This window comes from Streptococcus sp. HMSC076H09 (genome assembly GCF_001811765.1).
In the GTDB taxonomy this organism is placed as follows: Bacteria; Bacillota; Bacilli; order Lactobacillales; family Streptococcaceae; genus Streptococcus; species Streptococcus agalactiae.
The window spans coordinates 242,989-254,634 of sequence record NZ_KV806604.1; the positions used below are offsets into that span (position 1 = coordinate 242,989).

Sequence of the window (11,646 nt, forward strand, 5' to 3'; positions counted from 1 at the left end):
TTTTGCCTCAGTCCTTAACTTAATATGATGAGATGTTATTAGTCAGCTTTAAATTGACTGAGTCGAATAACTTCAATTTTATAGCCATCTGGATCTTGAATAAAGTAGAACATATTAGGTTTACCTGGTAATCCAGAAATTTTTGTTACAGAGTAACCAGCTTTCTGATGGGCATCATAAGTAGTTTCCAAATCGTCTACACCAACAGCAATATGACCATACCCATTTCCTAAATCATAAGCTTCGTGATCATAGTTATAGGTTAACTCTAATTCGTAACTAGGGTCGTCCTCTAGGGCCATATAGACTAAAGTAAATTGATTTTCAGGAAAGTCATTGCGACGAACTTCCTTAAAACCAAGTGCTTCTTGATAAAAAGCAATTGAGGCGTCCAAATCTTTAACGCGAATACAAGTATGTAAAAATGGCATAGTCTCTCTCCTATTTCTTTATTAAACGTATTATGTCAAAATAAAATTGTCTTTTCAAAAATATTGATTATAAATTAGGCTGTCTATTTACTCAACCCAAGTAATGACCTCTTGACGTTCTTTCCTAGCACGGGAATGTTTAGGTTCACGCAAACGATAACCAAATGAAACCATACAAGAAATAGCTTCTTTCTTATCGTCTATTAACCCTTCTTTACTAAGGATATTATTGACCTTTTCATAGTCAAATCCTTCAATTGGGCATGAATCTACGCCGATCATAGCAGCAGCCGTCATCATATTACCAAGTGCGATATAAGTTTGTTTTGCTGTCCAATCCCAAAGAGAACGTTCAGAATCAATTTTCATATCGTTTTCTTGGAAAGATTTGTAGAGAGGTATCCTACTCTCAAGGGCGGCTGGATCACCTAGACCACGTCGAACGAGACTGTTGATCATGCTATCAGCGTTATAATAAGCACCTTTTTCAGCTAGTAGTAAAACAAAGTGACTAGCAGTATCTAGTTGATATTGTGCTCCCCAAGCAACTTCCTTAAGTTTATCTCGAAATTTTGCAATTGTTTGTCTATCTAGTACTAAAAATCGCCAGCCTTCTAAACCGACTGAAGAAGGACTCAACCAAGCAGTGTCTAAAATATACTCCATATCTTCTTTAGGAATATCATTATTATTATAAACACGAATCGCCATACGAAAATCAAAAGCTCTTCGAACTTGTTTTTTGATATCTTCTTTTGTCATTTTAGATCCTCCTGTTATTAATGCTATCATATCACAATTTAGAAAAAATCTCAGCAGGCGGTATCGTGGCAAAGTAGAGCTACAAAATTCTAATGACTGTCAGAAAAATAAAGGGAATGAACAAAATGATAGGGTTTTGATGAAGAAAGTTATATAATTTTACATAAGGAGGGGATAATACCATATATCAAACTATCATTTAGATGTTTAAAATAGATGTTTTTCACTATGAAATTCATTTTTGTCACATAGAAAAGGAGATTGTTATGGAAACATATACTCTATCGAATACTCTTAACATTCCTAAAATTGGTTTTGGGACATGGCAACTAACTGAAGGTGAAGAAGCTTATAAGGCAGTGACTCATGCTTTAAAAGTTGGTTATACTCATATTGATACTGCTCAGATTTATGGCAACGAACACAGTGTTGGACCTGCTAGAAGAGACAGTGGTTTGGTGCGAGAAAGTATCTTTTTGACAACTAAGATTTGGAATGACAAACATGACTATCATTTAGCCAAAGCTTCTATTGATGAATCTCTGCAGAAATTAGGTGTTGATTATATTGATCTTCTTTTGATTCATTGGCCAAATCCAAAAGCTCTTCGTGAAAATGATGCGTGGAAAGCTGGGAATGCAGGCACTTGGAAAGCGATGGAAGAAGCTTATAAAGAAGGAAAGGTAAAAGCTATTGGTGTTTCGAATTTCATGAAACATCACTTAGAGGCTTTATTTGAAACTGCCGAAATAAAACCTATGGTTAATCAAATTATCCTAGCACCAGGTTGTGCTCAAGAGGATTTGGTTCGCTTCTGTAAAGGAAATGATATCTTATTAGAAGCTTACAGTCCATTTGGAACAGGTGCTATTTTTGAAAATGAATCTATAAAAGCTATTGCTGAAAAATATGGTAAATCAGTTGCACAAGTAGCTCTTCGCTGGTCACTTGATAATGGCTTTTTACCATTACCTAAGTCAGCGACTCCCAAAAATATTGAAGCAAACCTTGATATTTTTGATTTTCAATTAAACGAAGATGATATTACTACCTTAATACAACTAGATTCAGGTATTAAACCCAAAGATCCAGATAATGTCTCATTTTAATAAGAAAAGATGGAAATGTATTTCCATCTTTTTTATGTGGGATAGTTCCTTAAAGTTAAGAGAACCATTAAGACCTCCATTGACGAGGAGAATATATTAATGATAATATTACTAGAAAAGTAGTAATAAAGGATGAATATGGTAAAATCCTTTACAATATATCATTATCGAAAGAGGTTATAACATCTAAATGAGACTTGATAAATTTTTAGTAGAATGCGGACTTGGTTCACGTACTCAAGTCAAATTAATATTGAAAAAAAAGCAGATTAGTGTTAATGGTAATAGCGAGACATCTCCAAAAGTACAGGTAGATGAATATAGAGATGAGATTAAATATAATGGAACTCTAGTGTCATATGAAAAGTTTGTTTATTATATGCTTCATAAACCCAAAGGTGTTATATCAGCAACGGATGATCCTTCGCATAAAACCGTGTTAGATTTGCTAGACAAAACTGCTCGAGATAAAGCTGTTTTTCCAGTGGGGCGTTTAGATATTGATACAACAGGCCTTTTGTTAATAACTAATAATGGGGAATTAGCGCATAAAATGTTATCACCTAAAAAACACGTTGATAAATGCTATGAGGCAAAAATCTCAGGGATAATGACAGAAGACGATATTTTGGCATTTGATAAAGGGATTATTCTGAAAGATTTTACTTGTTTACCAGCATTATTAGAAATTGTGGAAGTAAATCAGGTGAAGAAGCAGAGTCTTGTTAAAATCACTATTAAGGAAGGAAAATTCCATCAAGTTAAACGTATGGTTGCTGCGTGTGGTAAGGAAGTCTTAGAGCTAAAGCGTCTAAGGATGGGAAATCTACAATTAGATAAACAGCTAGAAAGTGGACAATGGAGACGGCTAACAATAAAAGAAATAGAAAAATTAGAAAAATATATGCAATAATATAAAACAACAGTTAATATTTTAGCAATTTGATAACACTTAGATTATAATGTAAACGTATACTTTTTTAGATTGGAAGATCAAATGAAACGTAAATACTTTATTCTTAATACGGTGACGGTTTTAACGTTAGCTGCTGCAATGAATACTAGCAGTATCTATGCTAATAGTACTGAGACAAGTGCTTCAGTAGTTCCTACTACAAATACTATCGTTCAAACTAATGACAGTAATCCTACCGCAAAATTTGTATCAGAATCAGGACAATCTGTAATAGGTCAAGTAAAACCAGATAATTCTGCGGCGCTTACAACAGTTGACACGCCTCATCATATTTCAGCTCCAGATGCTTTAAAAACAACTCAATCAAGTCCTGTCGTTGAGAGTACTTCTACTAAGTTAACTGAAGAGACTTACAAACAAAAAGATGGTAAAGATTTAGCCAACATGGTGAGAAGTGGTCAAGTTACTAGTGAGGAACTCGTTAATATGGCATACGATATTATTGCTAAAGAAAACCCATCTTTAAATGCAGTCATTACTACTAGACGCCAAGAAGCTATTGAAGAGGCTAGAAAACTTAAAGATACCAATCAGCCGTTTTTAGGTGTTCCCTTGTTAGTCAAGGGGTTAGGGCACAGTATTAAAGGTGGTGAAACCAATAATGGCTTGATCTATGCAGATGGAAAAATTAGCACATTTGACAGTAGCTATGTCAAAAAATATAAAGATTTAGGATTTATTATTTTAGGACAAACGAACTTTCCAGAGTATGGGTGGCGTAATATAACAGATTCTAAATTATACGGTCTAACGCATAATCCTTGGGATCTTGCTCATAATGCTGGTGGCTCTTCTGGTGGAAGTGCAGCAGCCATTGCTAGCGGAATGACGCCAATTGCTAGCGGTAGTGATGCTGGTGGTTCTATCCGTATTCCATCTTCTTGGACGGGCTTGGTAGGTTTAAAACCAACAAGAGGATTGGTGAGTAATGAAAAGCCAGATTCGTATAGTACAGCAGTTCATTTTCCATTAACTAAGTCATCTAGAGACGCAGAAACATTATTAACTTATCTAAAGAAAAGCGATCAAACGCTAGTATCAGTTAATGATTTAAAATCTTTACCAATTGCTTATACTTTGAAATCACCAATGGGAACAGAAGTTAGTCAAGATGCTAAAAACGCTATTATGGACAACGTCACATTCTTAAGAAAACAAGGATTCAAAGTAACAGAGATAGACTTACCAATTGATGGTAGAGCATTAATGCGTGATTATTCAACCTTGGCTATTGGCATGGGAGGAGCTTTTTCAACAATTGAAAAAGACTTAAAAAAACATGGTTTTACTAAAGAAGACGTTGATCCTATTACTTGGGCAGTTCATGTTATTTATCAAAATTCAGATAAGGCTGAACTTAAGAAATCTATTATGGAAGCCCAAAAACATATGGATGATTATCGTAAGGCAATGGAGAAGCTTCACAAGCAATTTCCTATTTTCTTATCGCCAACGACCGCAAGTTTAGCCCCTCTAAATACAGATCCATATGTAACAGAGGAAGATAAAAGAGCGATTTATAATATGGAAAACTTGAGCCAAGAAGAAAGAATTGCTCTCTTTAATCGCCAGTGGGAGCCTATGTTGCGTAGAACACCTTTTACACAAATTGCTAATATGACAGGACTCCCAGCTATCAGTATCCCGACTTACTTATCTGAGTCTGGTTTACCCATAGGGACGATGTTAATGGCAGGTGCAAACTATGATATGGTATTAATTAAATTTGCAACTTTCTTTGAAAAACATCATGGTTTTAATGTTAAATGGCAAAGAATAATAGATAAAGAAGTGAAACCATCTACTGGCCTAATACAGCCTACTAACTCCCTCTTTAAAGCTCATTCATCATTAGTAAATTTAGAAGAAAATTCACAAGTTACTCAAGTATCTATCTCTAAAAAATGGATGAAATCGTCTGTTAAAAATAAACCATCCGTAATGGCATATCAAAAAGCACTTCCTAAAACAGGTGATACAGAATCAAGCCTATCTCCAGTTTTAGTAGTAACCCTTTTATTAGCTTGTTTTAGCTTTGTAACAAAAAAGAATCAGAAAAGTTGATTGTAATGTAAAATAATTCCTATTTTTCACTTTTTAGTATCATATTTTCGATTTTTATGTTGTAATAAATTATAATGAAGATGTAAGGAATTATAAAATAGGAAATAATATGAAAGTGAAAAATAAGATTTTAACGATGGTAGCACTTACTGTCTTAACATGTGCTACTTATTCATCAATCGGTTATGCTGATACAAGTGATAAGAATACTGACACGAGTGTCGTGACTACGACCTTATCTGAGGAGAAAAGATCAGATGAACTAGACCAGTCTAGTACTGGTTCTTCTTCTGAAAATGAATCGAGTTCATCAAGTGAACCAGAAACAAATCCGTCAACTAATCCACCTACAACAGAACCATCGCAACCCTCACCTAGTGAAGAGAACAAGCCTGATGGTAGAACGAAGACAGAAATTGGCAATAATAAGGATATTTCTAGTGGAACAAAAGTATTAATTTCAGAAGATAGTATTAAGAATTTTAGTAAAGCAAGTAGTGATCAAGAAGAAGTGGATCGCGATGAATCATCATCTTCAAAAGCAAATGATGGGAAAAAAGGCCACAGTAAGCCTAAAAAGGAACTTCCTAAAACAGGAGATAGCCACTCAGATACTGTAATAGCATCTACGGGAGGGATTATTCTGTTATCATTAAGTTTTTACAATAAGAAAATGAAACTTTATTAAATATAAAAAGGAGGACTAACCTCCTTTTTATATTTAAATAGCCCATTCGCCATTTCTAAAGATTGGGACAGCAGTTCCATCTGCACGAATACCATCAATATCCATTTGTTCTGAACCAATCATAAAATCAACATGTGTTGAAGAACGATTTAAACCAGCTTCATCCAATTCTTGACTTGTCATTTCTGTTCCTCCTTCTACATTGAAGGCATATGCAGATCCAATAGCGAGGTGATTAGAGGCATTTTCATCGAATAAAGTATTAAAGAAAATCAGTCCAGATAGTGAAATTGGTGTTTTATGTGGGACAAGTGCAACTTCCCCAAGCGATCTTGCCCCATCATTTTCCTCGATTAAGCGTTGGACTGTTTCTTGCCCTTTTTCTGCAGTGACATTGATAATTTTACCGTCTTTAAAGGTAAATGTCATATTTTCGATAATAACGCCAGCATAACTGAGAGGTTTTGTACTTGTCACATACCCATCTGCACGACGGTAATCAGGTGCTGAAAAGATTTCTTCAGTAGGCATATTAGCGATAAAAGTCTCTCCCTGAGCGTTGAGACTACCGGCTGCCTCCCAAATATGATTTTTAGGCATACCAAGCGTTAAATCTGTACCTGGTGCGGTATAATGAAGAGCATCAAATTGTTCTTGATTTAGTCTAGTAGCTTTTTCTAATAATTTAGCTTCATGTGCGTCCCAAGCAGCAATAGGATCATCTTCATAAATACGATTTAATTTGAAAATGGTATCCCAAAGAGCATCAACTTGTTGGTCGCTTGTTTTTAATTCTGGGAAGACAAGTGCAGCCCATTCTCTACCAGCAGCTGCAGCCACGTTCCAAGATACTTTATTAGCTTGTATTGCTCTACTTTGTTCCTCTAAGGCAATAGCGGTTGCTCTAGTTGTTTCAGATAAACGTTTAGGATCAACAGTAGCGAAAGCGTTAGGGTTAGAAGATTTCACAACTAATCGACTAGCCTTCTTATTTAATAGTGCTAAAGATTTATCAACGGTATACTGTGGAACATTCGTGAGAACTTCATCTGAAGCATGAAGTAGTCGCTGGCGCGTGATAAAATCATCTGTATAATCAACAATAACTTCACTTGCTCCCTTTTCATAAGCGGCTTCAGTTAAAAGCCTTGCTAAGTGGACTTGTTCCACATCGATTGTTAAAGCGAGAGTGTGCCCTTTTTGGACATTTAAACCTTTAGAAATAATTAATTGGGCATATTTTTTTAAAAGGTTGTCGAAATCTTGTAAAACCATACTAGCTCCTTTAAATTTACTATTTTTTATAATTTATCATAAACTCTTATAAAGCACAAGGAAATATGGAAGCGATTTAATAAAGATATATTTAAGCTAACGGTTTGTAGTTTGCGAAATAAGACGTTTCGTGTTAATATAGACTTAACTATATATTCAGTAAATGAGGTGACATGAGTGGCTTTTGGAGATAACGGACAACGAAAAAAAACTGGGTTTGAAAAACTAACTCTTTTTGTTGTTATTTTGATGGTACTAGTAACAGTTGGTGGTTTGGTATTTGGTGCTATTAGTGCAATCATGTAATGAGAAACGCTGTAAAGCGTTTTTTTATACTGAATAGAATAAAGAATAGGAATTTTAGAAATGAGTATGTTTTTAGATACTGCCAAAATTAGTGTTAAGGCAGGTCGCGGTGGTGATGGCATGGTTGCTTTTCGCCGTGAGAAATATGTCCCCAATGGAGGCCCGTGGGGCGGTGATGGCGGTAAAGGCGGATCGGTCATTTTTAAAGTAAACGAAGGTTTACGAACTTTGATGGATTTTCGATATAACCGTAATTTTAAAGCAAAAGCTGGTGAAAAAGGGATGACTAAAGGTATGCACGGTCGAGGTGCGGAAGACCTTATTGTGTCATTACCACCTGGAACAACTGTTCGTGATGCTACTACAGGTAAGGTTATTACCGACCTTGTGGAGCATGATCAGGAATTCGTTGTAGCCAGAGGTGGCCGCGGTGGTCGTGGAAATATTCGCTTTGCAACCCCACGTAATCCAGCTCCTGAAATTGCTGAAAATGGGGAGCCTGGTGAAGAACGTGAATTACAATTAGAATTAAAAATTTTGGCTGATGTTGGTCTCGTTGGTTTCCCATCAGTTGGGAAGTCGACGCTACTTAGTGTTGTTTCAGCAGCAAAGCCTAAAATTGGTGCCTATCATTTTACGACAATTGTCCCTAATTTAGGGATGGTTCGTACAAAATCAGGTGATAGCTTTGCAATGGCTGATCTTCCTGGTTTGATTGAAGGGGCTAGTCAAGGTGTCGGATTAGGAACTCAGTTTCTTAGACATATTGAGCGTACACGTGTTATTCTACATGTTATTGATATGTCGGCAAGTGAAGGACGAGACCCTTACGATGACTATGTTTCAATTAATAATGAGTTGGAAACTTACAATCTTCGATTGATGGAACGTCCGCAAATTATTGTTGCCAATAAAATGGACATGCCTGATTCAGAAGAGAATTTGGCAGCATTCAAAGAAAAATTAGCAGCAAACTATGATGAGTTTGATGACATGCCTATGATTTTTCCAATTTCAAGTTTAGCACATCAAGGACTAGAAAACCTTATGGATGCGACGGCTGAATTATTAGCCAATACAGAAGAGTTTCTTCTTTATGACGAAACTGACATGCAAGAAGATGAAGCATACTATGGATTTAACGAAGATGAACGTCCATTTGAGATTACACGTGATGATGATGCAACGTGGGTATTGTATGGTGATAAGCTAGAAAAACTCTTTGTTATGACAAATATGGAACGCGATGAATCAATAATGAAATTTGCTCGTCAGTTACGTGGTATGGGCGTTGATGAAGCCCTTCGAGAGCGCGGAGCTAAGGATGGAGATATTGTTCGTATAGGTAACTTCGAATTTGAATTTGTAGATTAATGCAGTACTTGATTGGAGGTTTTTTATGGGAGATAAACCGATATCATTTCGTGATAAAGATGGGAATTTTGTTTCAGCGGCCGATGTCTGGAATGCTGAAAAATTAGAAGAACTCTTTAACACATTAAATCCTAATCGTAAACTTCGTTTAGAACGCGAAAAATTAGCAAAAGAAAAAGGATAGTTAAGTAACTATCCTTTTTAGTTATTTTGGTATGAAAAAAGACTCTAAAACATAATTGATAGAGTGTTAAGGTACAGATTACTTTATTATTTTAAACGTTTTTGAGCTTTTTGATATACTGAAGAGCATTTTTTACAATGGTTGGAGTATAAGTAATAAATTTATAAGCAAAATAAAAAGCACAAACTAAAGTTATAAAAAATAGTAAGTAAATAATAGGGTTTTGCGTTAAGAATCCTTGAAAAAGAAGTACAAGGTTAAGAATTACGGTAGAGATACTTAAGATAAAAATAACTAAATAAGCAATAATAGTTGTCCAAAACCTTAAATGGATGTTACTCACCTTTTCCCATTTAATATCTAAAAAGTCATCTATAAAGTTGACATGATAAGTCATATGTTCTTTAATAAAGTGCAATATTCTGTTAATATAGTCTTTCATACTGCTATATTATCATACTGAAAGCCCTTGTGCAACATTATTCAAACATTCTAGCTGATGTTTTGCTAATTTTAGAAGAAAACTTATCCTATTATAATTTGTTTGTGATTAGGATATAAAAAAAGATGACACGAAGTCATCTTTTTTATTAAACGTTTAAAACTTTATTAAGGAAGTCTTGGAGACGTGGGTGTTGAGGTGTATCAAAGATTTGCTCAGGTGTCCCATCTTCGAGGAAACGACCACCATCTGTAAAGATAACACGATTGGCAACTTGACGAGCAAATCCCATTTCGTGTGTCACAATTAACATAGTCATACCTTGTTCAGCTAAATCTTTCATAACATTGAGAACATCTCCAACCATTTCTGGATCAAGTGCAGAAGTTGGTTCGTCAAAAAGTAAGATATCTGGATTCATCGCTAAGCTTCTTGCGATAGCTACACGTTGTTTTTGTCCTCCAGATAAACTATCTGGTTTGGCATTAGCTTTATCGGCTAAACCAACTTTTTCAAGTAATTCCATCCCATGCTTTTCAGCTGCTTCTTTAGATTCTTTACCAAGTTCTATAGGAGCAAAAGTGATGTTTTCAAGAACTGACATATGTGGGAAAAGATTGAAGTGTTGAAATACCATTCCGATATTTTCACGTGCTTTGTCTATGTCTGTTTTTGGGTTTGATAACTCAAAGCCGTCCACAACAACTTTTCCACTTGTGATTGATTCAAGTAAGTTCAATGTGCGAAGGAAAGTTGATTTTCCTGAACCAGAAGGTCCAATAATACAAACAACATCACCTTCATAAAATTTAGCATCAATACCTTTTAAAACTTCATTTTGCCCATACGACTTGTGTAAATCTTGGACATCAATTTTTAATTCTGCCATTATTTAAGCCTCTTTTCTAAACGTTTTGCTAGACGGGTGAGAAGGGTAATGATTACAAGATACATAATTGCAAGGATAGCATACATACGGAATGATTGATAGTTACGTGCAATTATGATTTTACCAGTTTGGAAGAGTTCCACAAGTCCGATTGCTGATACAATTGTTGTATCCTTTAATGAGATGACAAATTGGTTGATAAAGTTTGGTAACATAAGGCGTACTGCTTGAGGCAAGATAACCTTTTGCATAGTTTTGCCGTAAGAAATACCTAAACTACGACTTGCTTCCATTTGACCAGAAGGAACAGCTTCAATACCACCACGTACAATTTCAGCAATGTACGCACCACCATTTAAAGAAAGAGCGATAGTAGCAGCAACGAAGTCATTAATTGGACTTTGGTGACCTGTGATGCTTTCGATTAAATTAGGAATACCCCAGAAAATAAAAGCGGCCACAATCATGAGTGGAATACCACGGACAATATCAACAAAAATCATTGAAATTGTGCGGAGAGTATTACTTGGTGATACGCTCATCATACCAAAGATAATACCAATAACCATAGCAATCGCAAATGAGATAAGAGTTAAACTTAAAGTAGTTCCAATACCAGATAGCAATTGTTTGTAGTTATTAGAAATTAACCCTAAAATAGTTGATTCATCTACAGGTTTAGCAGCTTTATCGTTTGAAGAGGTGCTGGCTGTGGAAAGGTATTTTTTAACAAGTTTATCGTACTCACCCGATTTTTTGAGTGAAGCAAGACCGTTGTTAAACATTTTAATTAATTCTGGATTTGCCCCTTTTTTCACTGCAAATCCGATATCGCCTGATTTTTCACCTTTGATAGGTGTTTCAAATTTACGACCTTGATTAATAGCGTAAGCAAGAACTGCTTCGTCATCCATTAGAGCATCAATTGAACCTGAGTTCATACTATCATACATTGTAGATGCTTCATCAAATGCTTTAACATGATAGTTGTACTTATCTGCGTGGTCTGATAACCAAGTATATGAGGCAGTACCATTTTTAGCACCAACTGTTTTTCCTTTTAAATCTTGGTATGATTTGACATTGCTTCCTTTTTTAACCGCTAAGATAACGCTAGATGTGTAATAAGGATCAGAAAAATCAAAG

13 protein-coding genes are annotated in these 11,646 nt (G+C 35.4%); 7 read left to right on the forward strand and 6 right to left on the reverse strand.

From position 1 onward, the window contains the following. Positions 1-38 precede the first annotated feature (38 nt). Positions 39-431 carry a lactoylglutathione lyase gene (locus HMPREF2818_RS06365; protein WP_001116199.1) on the reverse strand — a complete coding sequence of 131 codons (393 nt, stop codon included), beginning with the start codon at positions 429-431 and terminating at the stop codon, positions 39-41. Between the two features lie 87 nt (positions 432-518). Further along, on the reverse strand, positions 519-1,193 hold the full coding sequence (locus HMPREF2818_RS06370; RefSeq protein ID WP_000159254.1) for an NAD(P)H-dependent oxidoreductase: 675 nt from the start codon (positions 1,191-1,193) through the stop codon (positions 519-521). A gap of 266 nt (positions 1,194-1,459) precedes the next feature. Between HMPREF2818_RS06370 and HMPREF2818_RS06375 the strand changes: the two genes are divergently transcribed. The 4 genes from HMPREF2818_RS06375 (at position 1,460) to HMPREF2818_RS06390 (ending at position 6,030) form a co-directional block, all read left to right on the forward strand. Then, positions 1,460-2,302 carry an aldo/keto reductase gene (locus HMPREF2818_RS06375; protein ID WP_070518637.1) on the forward strand — a complete coding sequence of 281 codons (843 nt, stop codon included), beginning with the start codon at positions 1,460-1,462 and terminating at the stop codon, positions 2,300-2,302. Between the two features lie 190 nt (positions 2,303-2,492). Then, complete coding sequence (locus HMPREF2818_RS06380; protein ID WP_001234921.1) at positions 2,493-3,215, forward strand: pseudouridine synthase; 723 nt, start codon at positions 2,493-2,495, stop codon at positions 3,213-3,215. Between the two features lie 84 nt (positions 3,216-3,299). After that, entirely contained in the window at positions 3,300-5,342 is a 2,043-nt protein-coding gene (locus tag HMPREF2818_RS06385) for an amidase family protein (RefSeq protein ID WP_000824611.1), read from the forward strand. A 109-nt stretch (positions 5,343-5,451) separates the two neighbouring features. After that, a complete protein-coding gene (locus HMPREF2818_RS06390; protein WP_001865292.1) occupies positions 5,452-6,030 on the forward strand; it encodes an LPXTG-anchored serine-rich surface protein, SAK_1503 family in 579 nt (192 codons plus the stop codon). 33 nt (positions 6,031-6,063) lie between these two features. Here HMPREF2818_RS06390 and HMPREF2818_RS06395 read toward each other — a convergent pair whose 3' ends face one another. Then, on the reverse strand, positions 6,064-7,305 hold the full coding sequence (locus tag HMPREF2818_RS06395) for an aminopeptidase (protein WP_000244039.1): 1,242 nt from the start codon (positions 7,303-7,305) through the stop codon (positions 6,064-6,066). A 177-nt stretch (positions 7,306-7,482) separates the two neighbouring features. On the opposite strand from HMPREF2818_RS06395, the gene HMPREF2818_RS06400 reads away from it, so the two are divergent. Genes HMPREF2818_RS06400 through HMPREF2818_RS06410 form a run of 3 tightly spaced genes read left to right on the forward strand, consistent with a single transcriptional unit; the run spans position 7,483 to position 9,169 of the window. Next, positions 7,483-7,611 (forward strand): DUF4044 domain-containing protein, encoded by a 129-nt coding sequence (locus HMPREF2818_RS06400; protein ID WP_000863865.1) that lies wholly within the window; start codon positions 7,483-7,485, stop codon positions 7,609-7,611. 60 nt (positions 7,612-7,671) lie between these two features. Further along, positions 7,672-8,985 (forward strand): GTPase ObgE, encoded by a 1,314-nt coding sequence (gene obgE, locus HMPREF2818_RS06405; protein ID WP_000061665.1) that lies wholly within the window; start codon positions 7,672-7,674, stop codon positions 8,983-8,985. Positions 8,986-9,010: 25 nt separating this feature from the next. Beyond that, positions 9,011-9,169 carry a hypothetical protein gene (locus tag HMPREF2818_RS06410; RefSeq protein WP_000502594.1) on the forward strand — a complete coding sequence of 53 codons (159 nt, stop codon included), beginning with the start codon at positions 9,011-9,013 and terminating at the stop codon, positions 9,167-9,169. A 91-nt stretch (positions 9,170-9,260) separates the two neighbouring features. On the opposite strand, the gene HMPREF2818_RS06415 is transcribed toward HMPREF2818_RS06410, so the two are convergent. The 3 genes from HMPREF2818_RS06415 to HMPREF2818_RS06425 all read right to left on the reverse strand — a co-directional run. Continuing rightward, positions 9,261-9,611 (reverse strand): hypothetical protein, encoded by a 351-nt coding sequence (locus tag HMPREF2818_RS06415; protein WP_000656279.1) that lies wholly within the window; start codon positions 9,609-9,611, stop codon positions 9,261-9,263. A gap of 148 nt (positions 9,612-9,759) precedes the next feature. Continuing rightward, positions 9,760-10,500, reverse strand: coding sequence for an amino acid ABC transporter ATP-binding protein (locus HMPREF2818_RS06420; RefSeq protein ID WP_000818887.1), 741 nt, complete (start codon positions 10,498-10,500; stop codon positions 9,760-9,762). Further along, a partial coding sequence (locus tag HMPREF2818_RS06425) for an ABC transporter substrate-binding protein/permease (RefSeq protein ID WP_083306298.1) occupies positions 10,500-11,646 on the reverse strand: 1,147 nt, incomplete at its 5' end. The genes HMPREF2818_RS06425 and HMPREF2818_RS06420, both read right to left, overlap by 1 nt.